General features: G+C 36.2%; 24 protein-coding genes, 1 other RNA gene, 1 riboswitch and 1 other annotated feature. Of the genes, 1 reads left to right on the forward strand and 24 read right to left on the reverse strand.

All coding sequences use genetic code 11. The features are described from left to right. The first annotated feature begins 40 nt into the window (after nucleotides 1–40). Nucleotides 41–1,000 (forward strand): DUF368 domain-containing protein, encoded by a 960-nt coding sequence (locus ACI6PB_RS09895; protein WP_082603694.1) that lies wholly within the window; start codon nucleotides 41–43, stop codon nucleotides 998–1,000. Nucleotides 1,001–1,053: 53 nt separating this feature from the next. Here the strand turns inward: ACI6PB_RS09895 and ACI6PB_RS09900 are convergent, their stop codons facing one another. The 24 genes from ACI6PB_RS09900 to rplA all read right to left on the reverse strand — a co-directional run bounded on the left by ACI6PB_RS09900 (nucleotide 1,054) and on the right by rplA (nucleotide 19,906). Next, the gene (locus ACI6PB_RS09900; RefSeq protein WP_404327374.1) at nucleotides 1,054–3,498 is read right to left on the reverse strand and encodes a hypothetical protein; all 2,445 of its coding nucleotides are present in this window, start codon (nucleotides 3,496–3,498) and stop codon (nucleotides 1,054–1,056) included. A gap of 192 nt (nucleotides 3,499–3,690) precedes the next feature. Then, nucleotides 3,691–4,383 (reverse strand): hypothetical protein, encoded by a 693-nt coding sequence (locus ACI6PB_RS09905; protein ID WP_025085103.1) that lies wholly within the window; start codon nucleotides 4,381–4,383, stop codon nucleotides 3,691–3,693. Nucleotides 4,384–4,479: 96 nt separating this feature from the next. Beyond that, nucleotides 4,480–5,478 carry an IS30 family transposase gene (locus ACI6PB_RS09910; protein ID WP_056955655.1) on the reverse strand — a complete coding sequence of 333 codons (999 nt, stop codon included), beginning with the start codon at nucleotides 5,476–5,478 and terminating at the stop codon, nucleotides 4,480–4,482. A 159-nt stretch (nucleotides 5,479–5,637) separates the two neighbouring features. Next, nucleotides 5,638–6,660, reverse strand: a complete 1,023-nt coding sequence (tsaD, locus tag ACI6PB_RS09915; RefSeq protein WP_056955753.1) for a tRNA (adenosine(37)-N6)-threonylcarbamoyltransferase complex transferase subunit TsaD — start codon at nucleotides 6,658–6,660, stop codon at nucleotides 5,638–5,640. An 11-nt stretch (nucleotides 6,661–6,671) separates the two neighbouring features. Further along, nucleotides 6,672–7,214 (reverse strand): ribosomal protein S18-alanine N-acetyltransferase, encoded by a 543-nt coding sequence (rimI, locus tag ACI6PB_RS09920; RefSeq protein ID WP_025085104.1) that lies wholly within the window; start codon nucleotides 7,212–7,214, stop codon nucleotides 6,672–6,674. Continuing rightward, the gene (gene tsaB / locus ACI6PB_RS09925; RefSeq protein WP_025085105.1) at nucleotides 7,189–7,914 is read right to left on the reverse strand and encodes a tRNA (adenosine(37)-N6)-threonylcarbamoyltransferase complex dimerization subunit type 1 TsaB; all 726 of its coding nucleotides are present in this window, start codon (nucleotides 7,912–7,914) and stop codon (nucleotides 7,189–7,191) included. Before tsaB ends, rimI begins: the two co-directional genes overlap by 26 nt. 62 nt (nucleotides 7,915–7,976) lie before the next feature. Then, nucleotides 7,977–8,501 carry a folate family ECF transporter S component gene (locus tag ACI6PB_RS09930; protein WP_056955754.1) on the reverse strand — a complete coding sequence of 175 codons (525 nt, stop codon included), beginning with the start codon at nucleotides 8,499–8,501 and terminating at the stop codon, nucleotides 7,977–7,979. Between the two features lie 52 nt (nucleotides 8,502–8,553). Beyond that, a riboswitch (THF riboswitch) is annotated at nucleotides 8,554–8,650 on the reverse strand. Nucleotides 8,651–9,129: 479 nt separating this feature from the next. Further along, a complete protein-coding gene (locus ACI6PB_RS09935) occupies nucleotides 9,130–9,873 on the reverse strand; it encodes an acyl-[acyl-carrier-protein] thioesterase (protein ID WP_025085106.1) in 744 nt (247 codons plus the stop codon). Then, the gene (rsmI, locus tag ACI6PB_RS09940; protein ID WP_404278149.1) at nucleotides 9,873–10,745 is read right to left on the reverse strand and encodes a 16S rRNA (cytidine(1402)-2'-O)-methyltransferase; all 873 of its coding nucleotides are present in this window, start codon (nucleotides 10,743–10,745) and stop codon (nucleotides 9,873–9,875) included. The genes ACI6PB_RS09935 and rsmI overlap by 1 nt, the downstream gene beginning before the upstream one ends. Before the next feature lie 18 nt (nucleotides 10,746–10,763). Next, a complete protein-coding gene (locus tag ACI6PB_RS09945; protein WP_025085108.1) occupies nucleotides 10,764–11,126 on the reverse strand; it encodes a DNA replication initiation control protein YabA in 363 nt (120 codons plus the stop codon). An 11-nt stretch (nucleotides 11,127–11,137) separates the two neighbouring features. Next, the gene (locus ACI6PB_RS09950; protein WP_025085109.1) at nucleotides 11,138–12,091 is read right to left on the reverse strand and encodes a DNA polymerase III subunit delta'; all 954 of its coding nucleotides are present in this window, start codon (nucleotides 12,089–12,091) and stop codon (nucleotides 11,138–11,140) included. Between the two features lie 2 nt (nucleotides 12,092–12,093). Continuing rightward, nucleotides 12,094–12,420, reverse strand: coding sequence for a cyclic-di-AMP receptor (locus ACI6PB_RS09955; protein ID WP_404327375.1), 327 nt, complete (start codon nucleotides 12,418–12,420; stop codon nucleotides 12,094–12,096). 2 nt (nucleotides 12,421–12,422) lie between these two features. Then, the gene (tmk, locus tag ACI6PB_RS09960) at nucleotides 12,423–13,073 is read right to left on the reverse strand and encodes a dTMP kinase (RefSeq protein ID WP_054642524.1); all 651 of its coding nucleotides are present in this window, start codon (nucleotides 13,071–13,073) and stop codon (nucleotides 12,423–12,425) included. A 310-nt stretch (nucleotides 13,074–13,383) separates the two neighbouring features. Continuing rightward, entirely contained in the window at nucleotides 13,384–13,671 is a 288-nt protein-coding gene (locus tag ACI6PB_RS09965) for a YaaL family protein (protein WP_025085112.1), read from the reverse strand. 1 nt (nucleotide 13,672) lies between these two features. Further along, on the reverse strand, nucleotides 13,673–14,272 hold the full coding sequence (recR, locus tag ACI6PB_RS09970; RefSeq protein ID WP_404327376.1) for a recombination mediator RecR: 600 nt from the start codon (nucleotides 14,270–14,272) through the stop codon (nucleotides 13,673–13,675). Continuing rightward, nucleotides 14,272–14,580 carry a YbaB/EbfC family nucleoid-associated protein gene (locus ACI6PB_RS09975; RefSeq protein ID WP_025085114.1) on the reverse strand — a complete coding sequence of 103 codons (309 nt, stop codon included), beginning with the start codon at nucleotides 14,578–14,580 and terminating at the stop codon, nucleotides 14,272–14,274. Before ACI6PB_RS09975 ends, recR begins: the two co-directional genes overlap by 1 nt. Before the next feature lie 33 nt (nucleotides 14,581–14,613). Beyond that, complete coding sequence (gene dnaX, locus ACI6PB_RS09980; RefSeq protein WP_025085115.1) at nucleotides 14,614–16,338, reverse strand: DNA polymerase III subunit gamma/tau; 1,725 nt, start codon at nucleotides 16,336–16,338, stop codon at nucleotides 14,614–14,616. A gap of 128 nt (nucleotides 16,339–16,466) precedes the next feature. After that, an RNA gene (gene ffs, locus ACI6PB_RS09985) (signal recognition particle sRNA small type) lies at nucleotides 16,467–16,563 on the reverse strand. Nucleotides 16,564–16,601: 38 nt separating this feature from the next. Further along, nucleotides 16,602–17,078 (reverse strand): nucleoside deaminase, encoded by a 477-nt coding sequence (locus ACI6PB_RS09990; RefSeq protein WP_025085243.1) that lies wholly within the window; start codon nucleotides 17,076–17,078, stop codon nucleotides 16,602–16,604. Between the two features lies 1 nt (nucleotide 17,079). Continuing rightward, the gene (locus ACI6PB_RS09995; protein ID WP_025085244.1) at nucleotides 17,080–17,394 is read right to left on the reverse strand and encodes a hypothetical protein; all 315 of its coding nucleotides are present in this window, start codon (nucleotides 17,392–17,394) and stop codon (nucleotides 17,080–17,082) included. 44 nt (nucleotides 17,395–17,438) lie between these two features. Continuing rightward, on the reverse strand, nucleotides 17,439–18,041 hold the full coding sequence (locus ACI6PB_RS10000) for a class I SAM-dependent methyltransferase (RefSeq protein WP_025085245.1): 603 nt from the start codon (nucleotides 18,039–18,041) through the stop codon (nucleotides 17,439–17,441). 72 nt (nucleotides 18,042–18,113) lie between these two features. After that, a complete protein-coding gene (gene rplL / locus ACI6PB_RS10005; RefSeq protein ID WP_025085246.1) occupies nucleotides 18,114–18,482 on the reverse strand; it encodes a 50S ribosomal protein L7/L12 in 369 nt (122 codons plus the stop codon). 38 nt (nucleotides 18,483–18,520) lie between these two features. Continuing rightward, the gene (rplJ, locus tag ACI6PB_RS10010) at nucleotides 18,521–19,027 is read right to left on the reverse strand and encodes a 50S ribosomal protein L10 (RefSeq protein ID WP_025085247.1); all 507 of its coding nucleotides are present in this window, start codon (nucleotides 19,025–19,027) and stop codon (nucleotides 18,521–18,523) included. 48 nt (nucleotides 19,028–19,075) lie between these two features. Then, nucleotides 19,076–19,195 (reverse strand) — a sequence feature (ribosomal protein L10 leader region). Between the two features lie 30 nt (nucleotides 19,196–19,225). Next, nucleotides 19,226–19,906: a 50S ribosomal protein L1 gene (rplA, locus tag ACI6PB_RS10015; protein WP_025085248.1), complete on the reverse strand. Its 681-nt coding sequence runs from the start codon at nucleotides 19,904–19,906 to the stop codon at nucleotides 19,226–19,228. Nucleotides 19,907–19,956: the final 50 nt, after the last annotated feature.

The raw sequence follows: 19,956 nt of genomic DNA on the forward strand, positions 1-19,956 counted from the left end.
ACATTGTCCAACTCTTAGACCAGTGCAGTGATCATCAAATATGATCGCCACACTGGTTTTTTTGGATAAAAAACTGGTTTCAACATTTTTGTTGCCCACATTCTTTAAATTTGATAACTTAATTCATAAAGAATATTTCCAAAGGAGCATAACAATAAAACAAGAAAATTTCTTAATCAGATTCTTTAAGGGTGTCATTATCGCTTTAGGCTTCATTTTACCAGGAGTTTCCGGTGGTGTTTTAGCCGCTATCATGGGGATCTACGAACGAATGTTGAGTTTTATGGCCCACATTCGTCAGAATTTTAAACGCGACTTCCTCTACTTCTTACCCATCGGAATTGGTGGTATTGTCGGAATCGGTATTTTGTCTAAACCTCTTGATTATCTTTTGCAAAATTACCAAGTGATCGTCCTTTGGGGGTTTGCCGGAACAATTATCGGAACTCTACCGACCTTGTTTAAAGAGTCGACATCCCAAACATCTCGAGATAAATATGACCTTACTTGGTTCTTAGCCAGTTTTGTTGGTGGAGGAGTTTTCCTCTTCTTCATGAGTGAAATATTCGGAACTATTCCCGCCAACTTCTTCGGTTTCGTTATCGCAGGTATCTTAATTGCACTGGGAGTCTTGGTACCCGGATTAAGTCCTTCAAATTTATTGATTATTTTAGGACTCTATACACCAATGCTAAAAGGTTTTAAAACTTTTGATCCACTAGTCTTTATTCCCATTGCCATCGGTGGTGTAATCTCATTACTGACATTCTCCAAAGCTATGGAAAAATTGATTCAGCAACATCATTCAAGGGTTTATCACTTCATTTTGGGTATCGTCCTAGCCAGTACGGTTCTGATTCTGATTCCTAATCCATATACAAATGATGGTATTTCTTATATTGGCACAACTGGCCCTGATATTATCTTAAGTTTGGTTTTCTTCGTTATCGGTTGCGTATTAGCACTCTGGATGAGTAGTTTAGAAGAACGTTACAAATAAAATTACGAAAAAAATACTGCCAATAGACTTTTAAAATCTATCGGCAGTATTTTTTATATTGTTTCACTCAGTGTCCATTCAATTTTGCCCGTATAATCGCCTGCAAGGTTAGGAAATTCATTCTTCAATAGAATACCGTCCTCTTCACTCCAAGCGTCTGTAACGTCCGTATTTTGGCTTTCACCACTATTAACAGTATCCTGTTGGGCAATTAATGTATCATCATTCAAAGATTTTGCATTCAAATCCTTATCAATGAAGTACAGTGGTTCAGAATAGCTACTATCTTCTTTATTAAACAGACCTGTTGATTGGGCTGATAATTTCCATTTAGTTCCCGTGCTATTTACATCAATATCCCAATTTCCCGAACGTTTGACGTATTCACCTATCTTGGAACCAGCATTAATTGTTTGAAAACGATAATTATCAACTTCTAATTGTAAATTCTTTTTTGGCTTAATCTTAACTTTATATTCCAAAGTGTTAGAAATACGATCCTTGGAATCTGATAATTTCAACTTGAATGTATAAGTCTTATCAGCTTCCAAACCATTTAACGTATAAGGAATGTCATAAGTTCCTGTCTTAACACCCTTATCAACTTGAATGTCACCCTTTTGTACACCAGAAAGTTTGTTGCCATCTTGGTCATAAACTTCCAAATTACTTAATAGCTCTTCACCATCAAAAGTTGACCCTTTCAAATAAGAAATATTACCTTGAAAATGAGCTTCATCACCCAAATTTAATTCCTGTGACAATGAATTAGTATTCTCAATATGTAAAACTTCATTATCAATTACAAAATCAGGACTCATCGTATCACCAGTATAATTATCGGCCTGATAACTAGTATTGACTCCTGACACACTAGTTGTTATTGGCGTGGAACTTTCTGGTCCCTTAACAGTTCCATAAACTTCAATATTAGAATTATCTCCAATTGCATTCATTGATGGAATCGTCACATCAAATCCTTTTACAGTCTTATAACTTGGTGGATCAGTCTCATACTTACCTGGAATCGTTATCGTGACATCCTTTAAATCGGACTTATTAATTTCTTGCGTTTTAGTAGTGCCATCTTCATCTTGATAGGTCATTTTACCAATGACACCATTTGCATCACCATTGTATTCAACATTCTCTGGCAATCCAACTGTAGCTTTGATTTCACCTGACTCAGAAATACCACCACTATAGGCCAATTTCTGTTCTAATTTAATTTCATCACCATCACTAGTTGATAATTCTTTAGTGCTGCCTAAAGTCTTACTACTATTTTTTGTGACATCAGTTATCTGTGAAGTTCCCTTCATATCAACAATCGAAGGCATTTTTTCAATAACCATATCCAAGTCATCAATTGATGACTCTGGAGAACCTGTTGAAGCAGTAAATCCCCAACGAACCTTCTTATCATCACTAGTGCCTATCAATTTAGAGATATCGATACTGAAAGTTTTACTATCCTGAGCTGTTTGCATTTTATCAGTACCATCAGGAAACTTATCATTAATCAAATATGATAAACGGGCTGTAGTTCCCGTTGTAGGTGGTGTATAAGTAATTTTAAGATGGCGCCAACCATTACGTGGATCTTGTGTTTCTGAATTAGCGACTTCAAGGCCATCATAACCTGTGAAATAAGAATTATTCTGCACTGGTCCACGATGTGTTATGTTGTAGAAATAATTGTTTAGAATAAGACTATAACTATTCTCCATATAAGTAGCGGTATCACCTGGATAATTCCAAGCAATATGACCAGTTTTCAATTGATTCATAACAATATTACCAGGATTAGACATTGAAAATTTGTCATAGTCTAGATAATCATTAACAGAATTTGAAAATGATCCTGCTGTTTTGTTCACATAATGATCAAATTCAATGGCTACACTTTTTTGAATTCCGTCAGAAGCACCAGAAAGTTTTGTTGTAGTAGTTTTGTTATCTGGAGTTCCGCCACCCCAAACACCCAAGGTCTCACTCGCAGTTGGAACACCATTACTACGAGAAATTGCTTGATCACCTAAATCATCATTTTGAAGCACAAAAGCAAAACCATCATAACCATCGACTTTGCTTCCTCCATAGAACCAAACCGAAATTTCTTGTGGTTTACTCAAATCAAAATAGTTATAAGTTTTATTACCATTACTATCTTTAACAGTTCCCCAAAAAGAACCAATTTGCTTTTTCTGCGTACTTGACCCATCTAACAATTGAATAATGTCAGTTGAATCATTATTAGAATCACCCGCACGAATTATTTTACTAGAACTTTTAAAAGCCGTGGTATCGTTAGTTTTTGTATTCGTATAGTATTCTGGAGCCGTAACGAAATCATTTAGCTTCATACCTTTAGGTGCATGCTCATATACACTAGTTCTATCTGGAACTGAATAAGCTTGGGCCATGGTAGGCTTAAACAATTGAATGAACGGCAAAAGAAATATAATCAAATAAAGAAATCCTATACGTTTCTTCATAAGATCAACCTCCTTGTCAAACATCGACATCTTATATTTTATAAATATTATATAAGGTTATATCACTTTTTATATATCATATTTGGCAAATTTTATTATCGAATTTTAATTTTTATTAAAAGGCATAAAAAAATCAGATTAAAGTAAAAAATAAGTTATCAATCCAATTAATTTTGAATTGATAACTTATTTTTATTTTTGTAAATACTTATTCTTTATTTTATAAGAAGTTTCATCGATAGCTCTAATTGCATCCGAGTATTTGCTCTCAAAGGCCAAGGCTGTTTTCAGCCCATTATTTTTAAAACCCAACAGTTTTTGATAATGCAATACTTCTTTTTGAGTAAACTCAGTTCCCGACATCAATCCTAAGATAGGGAATTGTTGCGTCTCCTGGGCTACAAAATGCATAATATTGCAAAAATCAATCTCATCAGTCATTGAATTATTAACTGCATATTGATTCAATGCTCTATCCTTAATTTGAAAATCACTGACATGTTCCATGCCACTTTGCCACGATAGATCCCAGACCTTACTTTCAAGATCATATTTAACGCGATACCAAGACTCATCTTCCATTGTAGCAAACACATCATGGTCTGATTCAAAGACTAACACTAAATAATTGTAGATCTTATAGTCCGAAGAAACAGATAAATTGGTAAATGGAATAAACAGATGGTCAATATCGATTCCTGCATCGAGCATCTTCAATCTCTCAATAATATGCATTTTTAAATCAGTAGAAGTTTCATTCTCAGCTGGATCAAATTCAAAACTGGGAATTTCAAAAGTACCATTGTTAGTAGCCTTCGTATAAATCCCATCTGTCCTCTTATCATACTTCAACAGCACGTATGAAATAACCGTTCTATTTTCCATCAATTACACCTCTCATCTTTTTTACCACAATTTTCTAAATTTATTAATCCTTTTTTAGAAATAATTAGTATTATTTGCAATTTGTATGACGAATTGTCAAATCAAGCGCAACTTTGTCCCGAAGAAAACTTCAAATGGACTCTTCCAGCCTAAGACCTTACGTGGTCGGTGATTTAAATCCCTGACAAACTTGTCGATATCTTGGTCAGTCAGTTGGTCTAGGTCGGTTCCTTTGGGGAAATACTCACGGATAAGTCCGTTGGTATTCTCATTGGTTCCCCGCTGCTGAGGCGCATGAGGATCTGGGAAATAGACTGGGATACTTAGCTCTTGACTAACTTCGCGGTATCCTGCGAATTCAGTTCCACGATCCGGCGTAAGCGTCCGAACTTGTTTGGGCGTCACAGTATGCAAGAGGTCAATCATCGCTTGTGTGACGTTCTTCGCGTTTACTTTGGGAACCCGCTGGGATAATAAATACCGAGATTTGCGGTCCACCAAGGTTACCAGGGCCGAACGCCCGGTTTTACCGCGAACGGTATCACCTTCCCAATGACCAAACCGGCTTCGATTCTCACATGAAACAGGTCGTTCATGAACGGAAGGGACGTCGTTAAATCGTCCTCGACGTTCCTTAATGGTTCCCTTGACCTTTCGGGTTTTACCACGGTGACGGAGCTTACGGGCAAAGCCACGAGCCCCGTGATTCTTACATTTGATGCCTAAATTATCGCGTTCAATCCCACGATAAATGGTGTTATAACTGACATGCCATTCACTGTTTTCGTGGACTAAACGACCGGAAATTTGTTCTGGGGACCACTGACGTTTAACAATACAGTGAAGGACAAAATCCCGTAACTTCAAATCAGTTAGAAGCTTAGGACGGCGGCTTTTTAGCCGCCGTCCCTGATAGTTCTCTTGGGCTTTGACGGCCGAGTATACCTTACGACCACCATTGCGCTTGATTTCGCGCGATACGGTGGTTTTAGAACACCCAATTTTCTCCGCAATAACTTGATAGGTATCGTTTAAAGTGATGCCCAACAGTATGCATTCTCGGTCTTTTAAGGTAAGATGGTTGTACGGATTCATAGCCTAGGATCTCCTTTAGATGATTGTTGTGGTGACTTCATTTTACAGGACTCAGGCTATGAGTTCTTTTTTATTTTCTTCTTACTCGTTGCACTTCAATTGTAAATTCGTCATATAAAAAAACCTCTAATAGTTGAAATTCAACTTAGAGGTATCATTTTATTCCATATCAAAATCTAAACTAGGATCAGCATTCAAATCTAATTTAGCAAAATCACCTTTATCATATTGAATCTGAGCCATCGCACCGATCATGGCAGCATTGTCACCACAAAGTCTTAATGGTGGGAAAACTAATTCCATATCCATATGACGTTTTTCGATTTCTTCAGCCAAACGTTTACGTAGACCTTGGTTTGCGGAGACACCTCCACCAACAATCAATTGCTTAACGGGATGTTGCTTCAATGCCCTAAATGTCTTGTTGCTCAAAATATCCAATACGGCTCCTTGGAAACTAGCAGCTAAATCATCTTTATTCAACTGTTCATGAACTTGATCAGCATGATGAACACGATTGATAAAGGCACTCTTCAATCCACTGAAACTGAAGTCCAAATTATCTTCTTGTACCATTGCTCTTGGAAAATTGAAAGTATCCTTACCCTTAGCAGCCATTTGATCAACTTTTTTACCAGCTGGATAGTTAATTCCCAAAATACGGCCGATTTTATCATAAGCTTCACCAACAGCATCATCCCTCGTATCGCCAAGGGTGTGGAAAACTCCAGGAGCTGTAACTAAAACAATCTCCGTATGTCCACCAGAAACTAACAAGGACATAAATGGATATTGTAAATCAGTCACAAAGTTAGCTGAATAAATATGTCCGGCTAAATGATTAACTTTAATCAAAGGTAAATTGTGTGCAAACGCCACTGTTTTAGCGGCCATGATTCCGATCAACAATGAACCGACTAAACCGGGACCATAAGTCACAGCCACAGCATCAAGATCACTATAACCAACTTTAGCTTCATCCAAAGCCATATTGATACAACGAGTTACTTCTTCGACATGATGACGACTAGCAACTTCTGGCACTACTCCACCGAAACGCTGGTGACTCTTTATTTGTGTTGCAATAATATTTGATAAAATTTCTTTACCATTCTTAATAATAGCGACGGAAGTTTCATCACAACTACTTTCAAATGACATTATTAACGTATCTTTTTCCACAATGTTCTCCCCTACAAATCAACCATCATTTCTAAAGCATCGTGATGATTTCTAAAATAATACTTTTTATGCACTGTTTTCACCTTAAAACCAAAGGCTTCATATAAGGCAATCGCAGCATCATTAGTTACATCGACCTCTAATGACATTTTCTCAAAACCACGTTTGCGACAATAATCAAAAGCCTGATTTAACAATAAATGTCCAACACCTAAGTTCTGATAATCACTGTTAACTGCTAAATTAGTAATATGCGACTCTGATTTGTCACTTAATGAAATGCCAATAAAAGCTACAACACCGGTCTCATTAACCAATGACAAATAGAGCGCATTCTTATTGCCAATTTCCATTTCCACGATATCAATTGGCCATGGTACCGGAATTGGATAAATTGTTTCTTGAATTCGCATATATTCAATCGAATCATCTGGAATTGCCTTTCGTAGGGTAAATTCCTGTCCGTCGATTGTCACTAATTGTTTTTCAAAATCAAATTTTTCCTTCTTATTACCAGATAAGATATTTTTAAATTTCTTCAACATAGGAAACATTTTTGTCTTCCTTATTACCTTTAGCGTACCAATCGTGTTCCGCCTGAGTTAAACGCAAGTAGGTCGGGATAAAGTTATCAATATCCTTAACAGGTTTGGTTGTCTCTGCAATTTTAGCCAATTTACCAGCAGCCGGCAATGAATTTTCACTCATAATTATTGTTGCTTCAGGAAATTGTTTTTGGATTAATTCTTGTAACCTAGGCGTAGCGTTAATAAACTCTAATTCATTAGGTTCATATTGTTTTAATGTTTCAAATAGATTGGCCATTGAAGTGTGATGATCTGCAATAACAGTTAATAATCTGCCATCACGATTTGTTACATAAACACCAGCAAAAGCATTATCATTTCTGGCATCCATTAGAGGAACTAAAAGATGCTTTTTGTCACCATTTGCAGCCAAGAGTTTCAAACTAGAAACTCCCACTAATTTTTTGTTCAAAGTGTCAGCTAATGTCTTAGCTACTGTCACAGCAATTCTTACACCTGTGTAAGAACCTGGACCTTTGGCAACAGCAATTAGATCAATATCATTTACTGTAAGTCCTGCTTCTTGCAAACCATCTTGAATATCAGGTAGCAAAGAAACACTATGTGTCTTCTTTTCAGTTGACTCTATATGCGCCAAAACCTTGCCATCCACTACTACGGCAACAGATAACGGTTTATTCGATGTGTCAAACGCTAATATTTTCATAATTATCCCTCATTCTTAATAGAATTATTTTAACACATAATTTTAAACAAAAAAAAATCGACCTATCGGCCGATTCTATTAAATTTTGAATTATCTATCCATCTTAATACGATGAAGAGAAGTCCAGTTTGATAAACCAGACTAAATGCCTCTTTCGCAAGTCTCGGTATTAACAATGTAACATAAGGTATATTAGTCATCATGTGAATCCACAAAGTATTAAGCCCTGTATTTACAATCACTGTAATTAACAAAACTGTAATAAATGTTCTCAGGATCGTAACCTTATGATTGTACAACATATATCCATAAATCACTCCAGATACTAGGGCGGTTAAAGTAAAACCCCAAAAGAAACTGCCTCCCGTCGCCATAATTGTATGACTGATAATATCTGCTAGAACATTGGCAATTCCAGCCTTCACAGGACCAAAGTAATATCCCAATAATCCAACGGCAATGAAGCTAAAGCCTACCTGTAACATGTTGCTACCAATCGACAACTTTGACAATACCATTTGCAATGCTATTAGCAAAGCCATCCACGTAATTCCTTGAACACTAACGACTTTCGTTCTACTGTTCATAATCGACATCTCCCAACGGAGCTGCCACAGAATATAAAAGAGACATATATAAAGTGGCGAATGCGGAAACAAGATCGCGAGAAAACTCTCTTCGTCCGATGTTCACATTCCGTTCCATCAGCACTTAACGCCTTGAATCCTACCCCAAATATTTTTGAATACTTAAATATGGTAGCACAATAAAATAACTATACAAGTAATTGGTTTTGGGATAAGGTTTTGCTAAGGATGTCGCCCTCCGCAACAAGCACTATTGCTCTGGAACGCTGTGGACGCTGATTTGAGCCAATTGAAGTTCACAATTGTCTCAAATACAAGTCTTATACTAAGCGACAAATCGCTAAGTATAATTTCACGGCTGAGACCAATAGCACTTGTTACTCCGGGCTGAATAGTAATTCTATTTTGTATTTTTCTTTCTAAATTTTTAGGCAAAAATAAACAGTATCTATTCAAAATTCCACACGACTGTAAAATTCTAAATAGATACTGTTTTTAATTAACGGAACTATATAATAAAAATCATTTTCTCGTCGATATTAAAATCCGCAAAATAAAAAATCAGAACACTATCTAATCCTTGTGGAGGATGGCATCAAATGCTAACTAAACTAAAGAACCACTATCCCTATTTATCTTCCCATCCCAATTGAGCAATAACATTCAATGTATCGCCATTCTTTATCCAATGAGTTGATGTGTGGTTTTCCGAATCTACCTTAGCAAATGACAATGGTTCACTTTCCAAATTAAGTTCTTTTTCATACTTAATGTCCATACTCTTCAAATGATGACTGGCAATATAATCCGTATCTAATGTATCTACCATCCAGTCAAAATAGTAAGAGTTATTAACATGTTTATTAACATCGATATTGTAGTAACCGATATGTTGTGGTTGTTTGAAATCATAATCTTCGGGTACACGTAAACGAGCAAATCTCTGAATTCGATTAACCTCTTCAGCCCCAAATTTATTTTCCAAACGATCTGCAGCACTGACGATTTTACGCTCCTTAATATCAATCAAAACAAAAGCACTTTGGGCTTTGACCATAACATTACCGTCCATATCTTCAACCCAGAAATCACGATAGAAAAAGTACTTATTATAACTTGTTGCTTGTGTAGTAACTTTTAATTTTTGTCCTAAATGTGGCATTTGATTGATATCCATATGATATTGAACAACTACCCATCCTAAGCCATTGTTCATAACCATCTCTGTACTATCAGCATCAGCTTGGTGTAATTGTTTTTCGGAAGTTAGTAGCATAATGTCAATCAAGGCTGATAAACGGATATCACCTGTAAAATTGACAAAATAATATGGTACTTCTACTTCCATTGAATATGTTTCTCTGTCTGTCACTATTCTTCCTCTCCAATTCCATGATAAAGGTTATACACCGTTTGTTTCTTCAAACCATTGTCAGCGGCTACTTCTTTGATAGCCTTATTAGGTTTCTTACCGTGGTCTATCAAGTTATCCACTGCCGCCACTAAATCAGCGTCTGAACTAGTTTCCATTTGATCAGCCGGTTTTCCTGCAATTATTAAAACATACTCACCCTTAGGATCATTTTCTTCATAATATTGGGCGACATCTTGTAAACTACCACGTAAAAAAGCTTCGTGAATCTTAGTCAATTCACGAGCCAAAGTTATCTGTCGCTCTGGACCAAACTTGGCAATTAAATCTTGAATCGTCTTCTTCACTCGATATGGCGATTCATAAACAATTGTTGTTTCATTACGATTAGCCAAATCCACTAAAGCTTCTGTTCTTTCTTTTCCCTTACGAGGTAAAAAGCCAAAGAAATAAAATGGCTGTGGTTCTATACCAGAAGCTATTAGAGCCGTTATTGAAGCCGTAGCACCTGGTAGTGGGACTACTGGAATTTCTTCCTTAATAGCAGCTTTAACTAGCTCTTTACCCGGATCACTGATCGATGGAGCTCCAGCATCACTAACCTGTGCGATTTTTAGACCTGAATTCATTTTTTCAATTAATTCGGGAATCCTTTGAGCAGTATTATGTTCATGAAAACTTATTAATTCTGTTGGTATTTCAAAATGATTTAATAAATTTTTAGTATTACGTGTATCCTCAGCTGCGACTAGATCTGCTTCCTTCAAAGTGTTAACAGCTCGAAAAGTCATGTCTTCTAAATTACCAATGGGCGTTGGCACTAAAAAAAGGCAGCCCTTCGAATTATCAACAAAACTCTTTTGTTCCTTCATTCAAATAGCTCCCCTTACTTAAATCTTTTTAACTTTTTTGTTCTTTTTCCAGTTAGTTCCATATAAAACGTTCATGCAGAAAAGACATTCTTCGTCATTATCACGGTGTGAACCGTAATATTGTTGGCAAACATGAAATCCCTTGCGATATAGTTTTTCCAAATTCAATCGCGAACCAGATAACGTGTTACCATTAAAATCCTTTTCCTCGTAACCAACCTTTTCTAAATGTTTGCGAAGATTTTGGTTTTCCAACTTAATCTCTTCGTTCTTTTCCAAAGTATCGGATAGTTCCTCTTTTAGCAAAGAAACTTTTTTACTTATATCATTTAGTTGATTTGTGATTGTTTCAAATTCATCATATAAATCTTTCTCTGCCATGATTTCACCTACTAATCCACAAATTTTAATGACAAATCTTCTAAAATTGCTTGAAACGATACATTACTTTTCCACATTTGTTCAGCTGTGAATAAGTCATCAGACATCCCTACAACTTTTTTGATTCCTTTATTTGAGAGTAAATCTTCTGTCGTTAATGTTGATTTTTCTAAATTGTACCTAATTGATAATATATCACTAAACATTTGATTCAACATGTCGAAAACCAAATGTTGCTGATTTTTATTCTCTACTAAAGGCATGATATCAGTCTGAATATCGATAAAACTATTTATTTTTTGTTTATTGATTTCTTTTAACCAATTCGTGATTGCAATCAATAGTGATTGGTATTTATCAGCTGTAATACTTTCCAAATATTTAATATCGGTGACTTTCAAGGCATCCTCGGCTTGTTCTTTTTTAAAGCCTTCATTAATTAAACTTTCAATTTCATCTTCATTACTTTTATTCGATAAATGAAATATTTGGACACGTGATTGAATTGTTGGCAAAAGTTGTTTTGCAGAATCAGCCAGTAAAATAATCATCAGATTACCCTCTGGTTCTTCAATCGTTTTTAACAAGTTATTACTGGCCGCATTGGTCATCTTCTCAGCCTCATCGATGATCAAAATTCGTCTTTTACCTTGCGTTGCCGTCATATTAGCTTCTTTTTTAAAGAATTTAATATCATCGACTCCGATACTCTGCTTCTCGGTTTCCACCTCTAAAACATCTGGATTATCCCCAAGGGCAATTGTACGACATTTTTGGCAAGTTTGATCAGGAGCGCCGTTTTGAAGATTCTCGCAAAATTGACTCTGGGCTAACCAAATAGCCATTTGCTGTCTAACCTTGGAAGAAGCACTGTCAATCAAATAAGCGTGCGACAACATATTGGAAGAAATAATTTTTTGAAATTCTTGAACAACTTTAGGCTGCTCAGTTTGTAAATTTTCCATTTCTAGAATCTCACGAATTTATCAACTGGTAAAATGAAACAAGTAGCACCGCCGACTTGAACTTCAATAGGTTCAGCCAAACTAGAAGCAGCTTCTGGCATTAAGAATGTTGGTGTAACGTATTGAGAACGTGTATGACAATTCTTCTTAATGATTGCTAAGGCCTCATCAACCTTCTCTTCTTCAACACCGATAATAAAGGTACAATTACCAGCCTTCAAGAAACCACCAGTAGATGGTAATTGAGTGGCTCTAAAACCACCTTTAACAAGCTTTTCTTGTAGTTGTTGACTATCTTTATCTTGAATGATGGCTAAAATTAATTTCATAGTTATTCTCCTTTAGTAAAAATATTAGGAAATCTTTGCACAATAATTTCAACAGCATCCTGAACTACTTTATCAGGTGCTTGAGCTGCATCAACCGTCTTGATACGTTCACTGTTATCCCTAACAACTTCTTTGTAAGAATCATAGACACGTTCGTGGAAACTCATAGCAGCTTTTTCTAAACGATCCATCTGTCCAGCATGATCTTTTTTGATTCGAGCTAATCCTACATCGGGAGTCACGTCAAAGTAAATTGTTAAATCTGGCAAATGTCCCTCAATCGCAAAGTTATTAATATCAGCGACCTCTTTAGTACCGATCTGGCGTCCACCGCCTTGATAAGCAATTGAACTGTCCACAAATCTATCACTCAACATAATTTTACCTTCAGCTAAGGTTGGTAAAATTACATCAATTAAGTGTTGACGTCTAGCTGCTGCATACAATAATGCTTCTGTTCTGGCATCCATCTCTTCATCATGAATATCCAAAATGATTTTTCTGATTTTTTCAGAAATTTGACTACCACCAGGCTCTCTTGATAAGACAATTTCCTTATCAGTTTTGGCCTGCAACAGTGGCATAATTTTTTTCAGAGCTGTCGTTTTACCAGCTCCATCTGGTCCTTCAAACGAAATAAATATTCCTGGCATATAATATCTCTCCTAGATGATTACTACTATTTTACTTGAAATTGGAAATAAATGAAACTTCCTAAGATATTATTCTAAGAGAATGACAACTGAAGTATACAGTTCTCCACAACAAGTTCGATTGGTCTGGACTGAATCCATTCTATTTAATCATCTAATTTTCTAATATTTAAAGTAAAAAAATAACAGTATCTATTTAGAAACTCCATACGTATATTTTATACGCACTAACGGAATTCTAAATAGATACTGTTTTTTAATTTTCGAATTAACTGAAACTAAGCAAGCGGACGACGGCATGCCATCTGTATTACCAGTGTTTTTCAGCACGGCTAGGTTGCTTCAAAAATGTATCCTCATCTCCGAAAATAATATTTGTCGTAGCCTTAGCTTTAGCTTTTCTTCTTCTTGCTTCTAGATACAAAAATTGATACTTCAATTGATCGAGTTTTAACTTGATTCTTGTCGTATCATCGATATCAACTGAATTATTCATCATTCTCTGTGTATTACCGATTCTTTGTTGAATCTGATGAATATTATCTAAGAGGCGATCATCTTCCATTTTTTGGACAGATATCTTTTTTCTACCAAACATGTTAAATCTCCCTGCGACCTAGAACCGCACTCTTCAAAGTCATTTCATCCGCATATTCAATATCAGATCCAACAGCTAATCCATGTGCTAATCTAGTTACTTTTATTCCTGCTGGCTTAACTAATTTGGCTAAATATTGAGCAGTTGCTTCTCCTTCTGGCGTCGCATTAGTTGCAATAATTAATTCTTTAACATTCTGATTAGTCTTTAAGCGATTCAGCAACAACTTAATATTCAAATCTTCTGGGCCAACTCCATCGACTGGCGATAAGACCCCTCCTAGAACGTGATACAGACCGTTATAACCATTCATATCATCCAAAGACATAATATCTTTAGCTTGTTCAACGACTAAAATAACTGACTGATCACGACTCTTATCACTACATATATTACAAATATCCTCAGTAGTAATATTTCCACAAATTCTACAACTCTTTAAATCTGTCTTTGCGGAAATTAAATTATCGGCAAACTCTTGTACTTGGTCTTTATCCATTCCAAGTGTAAAGAATACCATTCTGGTTGCAGTTTTGCGACCAATTCCTGGTAGCATCATATAGCTATCAATTAATTTAGATATTGGTTCTGGATATTTCATTACATCAACCCGTTTGTGTATTTACCTAATTTAGCTTCTTTATCATTATCAACAGCTTCGAAGGCATTATTCAAAGCATCGATCAACATATCTTGCAAAGTGTCTGGATCATCTGGATCAATAATCTTTTCACTGATTGTCATATCAGCAATTTTCTTATCACCAGTTACCTTAACTGTGACAAAATCATCAACTGACTTACCTGTATATTCTGTTTTGTTAAGTTCTTCAGTTGTTGCTTGAACTTCTTTTTGCATCTTTTGGGCTTGGCGCATAATGTTAGCCATGTTTCCACCCATTCCACCCATATTTGGCATACCTTTACTCATAAATAATTCCTCCTAGTCATTTTTTATATCAACTATATCGTCACCAAACAATTTTACAGCTTCATCAACGGTGGGATCAGTTTTCTTTTTTGGTTCTTGCTTTGATTCTACATTGCCTTGATTGTTTAAATCAATATTATTGTCAATATATTCTTTACGAATCTTTGGCCAGTCAGCTTTAGGAACTAAAACAATTTGAGAATCCTTCTTCATCAGACGACTGACATTGTTCTCTAATTCTTTTAAAAATTCTGAATCATCTTGAGCCTGTTCAAACCACATCTCATAATCAAAGGCTACAACAACTCCTTCAGATGACGCAGCCACAGGTTCGGCGACCTTCATCATAGCACGTTGAGTTATTGAAAGCATACTCATTAAATCGGGCCAAATTTCTTTGGCAGCCATTAGATCTTTTTTAGTGGCACTACCCAAAACTTTATAGATAGCCGTCTTATTTAACCGAGCATTAGTATTAGCTCGACGCCGAGTCTTCTTAGGCTCAGTTTTTTTAACCACAGTTCCAGTTGAAAGATCCTTTACTTCATTTTGTAAATGTGAAACTTCATCTCTCAACTTATCTAATTCAGCACTGCCAACCTGATTATCACTAGTTTCATTGGTTGCTGCCGGTGCTGTACTTTGTTGAACAATCTTTGGCTCACTGATTTTAACGGTCAAGATTTCCATATAAATATCAGTTTGATTCGAATTTTTCAAATTCTTTTGCGTTGCACTGACTTGATCAACTATATAAAACAGGCGTGAATTGTCAAACTTATCTGAAATAGCTAATAACTCATCAGTCATCACTGACTTATCCATTTTACTAGATAAATCTGAATCCGAATTATACAAAATCAGATTTCGACAAACACGAATAATCATTTCCGTAAAACGTAATGCTGAACGTCCACTAGCTAAAATCTGATACAGATTAGTTAAAGCTTCAGCTGGATTATTTTCAGCAATAGCTGTCATATAGGAAACAATCTGTTCATTACTCAAAGCACCCGTTACTTCTTGGGCATTCTTCAAGGTTAATTCATCATCACCATATGACAAAGCCTGATCCAAAATACTCAAAGCATCACGCATTCCACCCTCAGCGGAAGCAGCGATAATATTTAAAGCTTCTTCATCATATTTGATATTCTTATCATTTAAAATAAATTCCATTCGTTTCAAAATATCCTGACGTGAAATACGACGGAAATTGAAACTCTGTGTTCTAGAAATAATTGTTGCAGGAATCTTTTGTGGTTCGGTTGTAGCCAAAATGAACATGACATTAGCTGGTGGTTCTTCCAAAGTCTTCAATAAAGCATTGAAGGCACCTTGTGAAAGCATATGAACTTCATCAATAATGTAAACTTTAAACTTGGCTTCGGTTGGTGCGTATTTTACTTTGTCTCTAATATCACGGATCTCTTCAACACCGTTGTTAGAAGCCGCATCAATTTCAATTACATCATTCAGACGGTTCTCATTTGCAGCTTTACAAATTTCACATTCATTGCACGGTTCGCCATCATGTGGATTAAGACAATTCACCGCTTTGGCTAAAATTTTGGCACAGGATGTCTTACCAGTACCACGTGGACCACTGAACAAATACGCATGACTGGTCATCTGACTAGCAACCGCATTGCGTAGTGTCTGAGTAATAACATCTTGGCCGATTACATCAGAAAAAGTTTGGGGACGCCAAACTCGATAAAGTGCTTGATATGCCATTTTATCTCCTTTAAAAATCTAATATATAAATTTTACCACAAGATTTTTGACAAATACTGCTTGGTAAAAAATTACATCATATTTCAAAATAACCACAAAAAAACTCCTAACCAAATTGGTTAGGAGGCTTATATGCATAACAAAAGGCACATGACACACCCTGCTTAGTGCTGCTTCCTTCCGGATCTGACACAGTTCACAAGAGCATCATTGCCCTAAGGCCTTGCGGCAATAACTATCATACTATAAATAATAGTTTTTTTCTACTTTTTGCGGCGAATTTCTCTAAAGAAATTTCTTAAAAGATCTCCAGCTTCTTGTTCTTTAACACCACTGAGAACCTCTGGTTGATGATTGTACCTTGTCTCCGCCAACAAGTTATTAATTGAACCAACTGAACCAGCCTTAGGATCACTGGCACCAAAAATAACCTCTTCGATCCGACTATTGATAATAGCACCAGCGCACATTGGACATGGTTCCAAAGTCACAAATAAGCTCGTGTGCTCCAAACGCCAACTGCCTACTTTTGCACAGGCTGCTTCGATTGCAATAATCTCCGCATGTTTGATAGCATTCTGAGTTTCCTCACGTTCATTTGAACCTACTGAAATCACCTCACCAGTTTGATTATCAACGATAATACAACCAATCGGAACCTCTTTACGTTCACCGGCTTTTTTAGCTTCATTCAATGCTAGATCCATGTAATTATCTATTTTTTCTTCTGAAAATATCATATTAATTGAGTAATTGAGTCACTTTCTTTTCCAAATATTCTGGAATTGCTGGTGATTTCAACTTTAATTGATCTCTTTGTCTTTGAATTGAATCTAATATTTCAACCAATTCTTTGACTTGTTCATCTGATAAAGTCCCAACAAATTCCAGTAGTTTTTCGTTGCCATGCAGATATTTATCAACCAAGGACTCTAATTTCTTACGGTCTTGTTTGACAGCCTTATCTTTCATAAAATGATTCAATTTACGTACTGCAAAAAATGATCCCGCTGAAACGGCGGATAATATCGTCAAAATAATTAATTTCTTCTTCATATGTAAACGCCTCCAACACAAAATATACCATATTGAGCAAAAATTTAAATCAATTTACTTTTTAAAATATAATAACCTTTATCTCGAACAACAATTTCAACATTGCCAAAAGTCTTCTCCATCAACTTCTTAGCTGATGGTGCACCTTGCTTCTTTTGTAAAACGATCCAAAGCTCACCACTATTCAACAAGTAGTTCTTAGACTCCTCCAAAATTGCGGTAACAACATTCTTACCCGCACGAACTGGTGGATTCGAAACAATCAATGCATATTTTTTATCGACATCTTTATAGACATCTGATTCAAAAATATCTACGTTTTCGATACTATTGTTAGCCGCATTTTGTTTAGCTAAGTCTAAGGCTCTAAGATTAACGTCAACCATTGTAACTTGACGAGACTTTTGTTCTTTAGCCAAAGCTAAGCCAATAGGTCCATATCCACAACCAACATCCAAAATATCACCTTCAGGAATACTTTGAAAATCAATTGCTTCAATTAAAACTCTTGAACCATAGTCAATTGTTTGACGTGAAAAAACTCCACTATCAGAAATAAATTTAAGATTATGGTTTCTAAGCGTAAAATCGAACTTTTTTAATTCATGTTCTAGATCTGGTGTATTATCAAAATACTGATTAGCCATAATTTTCCCCTTTCTCTATTTGAGGGTAAAAAAAAATCCTCTTACGAGGATTAATTTTATCATTAAAGTGAATTACTTCAATGTAACTGTTGCACCAACAGCTTCTAGCTTTGTCTTCATTTCGTCAGCGTCAGCCTTAGCAACGCCTTCCTTGATAACCTTAGGAGCACCATCAACAAGGTCCTTTGAGTCCTTCAAGCCAAGTCCTGTGATACCACGAACTTCCTTGATAACCTTAACCTTTTCTTGACCTGCTTCTGTAAGTTCAACGTCGAATGAGTCCTTTTCTGCAGCAGCGTCGCCACCAGCAGCACCGGCAGCAGCAACTGGAGCAGCAGCCTTAACATCGAATTCTTCTTCGATAGCCTTAACAAGGTCGTTTAGTTCTAGAATTGAAGCATCTTTTAAATCATCGATAATCTTTTGTGTATCTAAAGCCATTATTGTATCCTCCAAATATTATGAGTTTTTTTTATTAATTATGCTTCTTGTCCAGCGTCTTCTTTATCTGCAACGGCCTTAACAACCATAGCGAAGTCACGAACAGGAGCTTGTAATACAGATACCAACATTGATAGCATACCATCTCTGTCTGGTAATGTTGCAAGTTCTTGAATTTGATCAAGAGTTGCGGCTTTACCTTCAATGATTCCACCCTTAATTTCAACGGCGTCAACATCTTTAGCAAATTTAGCAGCGATCTTAGCAGGTCCAACAGGATCTTCTTCAGAGTAAGCAATAGCTGTAGGTCCAACGAAGAACTTCTCTAGACCTTCAACACCAGCTTTTTCAGCTGCACGTCTCAAGATTGTATTCTTAACAACTTGCATAGTAGCATTTTGTTCACGTAATTCAGCACGCATTTCTGTTGCTTGTTCAACAGTTAGACCTAAGTAGTCAACAACGATGACTGACTTTGCGCCTGTAAGTTGCTTAGCAATTTCATCAACTTGTGCTTGTTTTTGTGCTAATACTTCTTGCTTCATTATTACGTTTCACCTCCACAATTTTTTAGTTAATATCTACAAATTTCGGCTTAAAAAATAAAATCTCTGTGCCCAAGGGACACAGAGATTAAGTGAAATAATCTTCTGGCCTCGGCAGGATATTAAGACTTTCATCACCTGAGTCTTCGGTAGAAATCAACTATACTAATTTATCATTATTTTGGTTATTAGTCAACATTAAGCGTTAATCTTTAGACCAGGTCCAAATGTAGATGTCAAGTTAACACTTGTTACATAATTACCTTTAAGTGATGCAGGACGAGCTTTAACGATTGCACCATAAAATGCATCGAAGTTAGCTGCAATCTTGTCTGTATCAAATGACAGCTTACCAATTGGTGCGTGGATAAGACCATTTGAATCAACACGGTATGTAACTTGTCCGGCTTTAATATCATTAACAGCCTTTGTAACATCCATTGTAACTGTACCTGTCTTAGGGTTTGGCATCAAACCTTTAGGTCCAAGAACACGACCTAAACGACCAACTTTAGCCATCATAGGTGGTGTAGCAACGGCAACATCAAAGTCTAACCAGCCGTCTTGGATCTTTTCAACAAGGTCATCTGAACCAACAACATCAGCACCGGCTGCTTCTGCATCCTTTGCTTGTTGGCCTTCAGCGAAAACGATAACCTTTTGTGTCTTACCAGTACCATTAGGTAGTACTAGAGCGCCACGAATTTGTTGATCAGCTTGCTTAGGATCTACATCCAAATTAATTGCAACTTCAACAGTTGCGTCAAATTTAGCGTAGTTAACCTTCTTAAGTAAGTCAACAGCTTCTGTAGCAGAGTATTTCTTGTCTTTATCGACTTGTTTCATTGCTTCTAAATATTTTTTTCCATGCTTAGCCATGCTAAGTTCCTCCTTGCTTTGTGGTCTTTCGGAGAATCAAATTTTCTCCT

It is taken from the genome of Companilactobacillus paralimentarius, assembly GCF_963227125.1.
Lineage (GTDB): Bacteria > Bacillota > Bacilli > Lactobacillales > Lactobacillaceae > Companilactobacillus > Companilactobacillus paralimentarius.

What these genes read in the sequence shown, in the direction of transcription:
- ACI6PB_RS09895 (WP_082603694.1), top strand. Translation starts at nt 41, where the DNA reads ATGATCGCCACACTGGTTTTTTTGGATAAAAAACTGGTTTCAACATTT.
- ACI6PB_RS09900 (WP_404327374.1), bottom strand. Translation starts at nt 3,498, where the DNA reads ATGAAGAAACGTATAGGATTTCTTTATTTGATTATATTTCTTTTGCCG.
- ACI6PB_RS09905 (WP_025085103.1), bottom strand. Translation starts at nt 4,383, where the DNA reads ATGGAAAATAGAACGGTTATTTCATACGTGCTGTTGAAGTATGATAAG.
- ACI6PB_RS09910 (WP_056955655.1), bottom strand. Translation starts at nt 5,478, where the DNA reads ATGAATCCGTACAACCATCTTACCTTAAAAGACCGAGAATGCATACTG.
- rimI (WP_025085104.1), bottom strand. Translation starts at nt 7,214, where the DNA reads ATGTTTCCTATGTTGAAGAAATTTAAAAATATCTTATCTGGTAATAAG.
- tsaB (WP_025085105.1), bottom strand. Translation starts at nt 7,914, where the DNA reads ATGAAAATATTAGCGTTTGACACATCGAATAAACCGTTATCTGTTGCC.
- ACI6PB_RS09930 (WP_056955754.1), bottom strand. Translation starts at nt 8,501, where the DNA reads ATGAACAGTAGAACGAAAGTCGTTAGTGTTCAAGGAATTACGTGGATG.
- rsmI (WP_404278149.1), bottom strand. Translation starts at nt 10,745, where the DNA reads ATGAAGGAACAAAAGAGTTTTGTTGATAATTCGAAGGGCTGCCTTTTT.
- ACI6PB_RS09945 (WP_025085108.1), bottom strand. Translation starts at nt 11,126, where the DNA reads ATGGCAGAGAAAGATTTATATGATGAATTTGAAACAATCACAAATCAA.
- ACI6PB_RS09950 (WP_025085109.1), bottom strand. Translation starts at nt 12,091, where the DNA reads ATGGAAAATTTACAAACTGAGCAGCCTAAAGTTGTTCAAGAATTTCAA.
- ACI6PB_RS09955 (WP_404327375.1), bottom strand. Translation starts at nt 12,420, where the DNA reads ATGAAATTAATTTTAGCCATCATTCAAGATAAAGATAGTCAACAACTA.
- tmk (WP_054642524.1), bottom strand. Translation starts at nt 13,073, where the DNA reads ATGCCAGGAATATTTATTTCGTTTGAAGGACCAGATGGAGCTGGTAAA.
- ACI6PB_RS09965 (WP_025085112.1), bottom strand. Translation starts at nt 13,671, where the DNA reads ATGTTTGGTAGAAAAAAGATATCTGTCCAAAAAATGGAAGATGATCGC.
- recR (WP_404327376.1), bottom strand. Translation starts at nt 14,272, where the DNA reads ATGAAATATCCAGAACCAATATCTAAATTAATTGATAGCTATATGATG.
- ACI6PB_RS09975 (WP_025085114.1), bottom strand. Translation starts at nt 14,580, where the DNA reads ATGGGTGGAATGGGTGGAAACATGGCTAACATTATGCGCCAAGCCCAA.
- dnaX (WP_025085115.1), bottom strand. Translation starts at nt 16,338, where the DNA reads ATGGCATATCAAGCACTTTATCGAGTTTGGCGTCCCCAAACTTTTTCT.
- ACI6PB_RS09990 (WP_025085243.1), bottom strand. Translation starts at nt 17,078, where the DNA reads ATGATATTTTCAGAAGAAAAAATAGATAATTACATGGATCTAGCATTG.
- ACI6PB_RS09995 (WP_025085244.1), bottom strand. Translation starts at nt 17,394, where the DNA reads ATGAAGAAGAAATTAATTATTTTGACGATATTATCCGCCGTTTCAGCG.
- ACI6PB_RS10000 (WP_025085245.1), bottom strand. Translation starts at nt 18,041, where the DNA reads ATGGCTAATCAGTATTTTGATAATACACCAGATCTAGAACATGAATTA.
- rplL (WP_025085246.1), bottom strand. Translation starts at nt 18,482, where the DNA reads ATGGCTTTAGATACACAAAAGATTATCGATGATTTAAAAGATGCTTCA.
- rplJ (WP_025085247.1), bottom strand. Translation starts at nt 19,027, where the DNA reads ATGAAGCAAGAAGTATTAGCACAAAAACAAGCACAAGTTGATGAAATT.
- rplA (WP_025085248.1), bottom strand. Translation starts at nt 19,906, where the DNA reads ATGGCTAAGCATGGAAAAAAATATTTAGAAGCAATGAAACAAGTCGAT.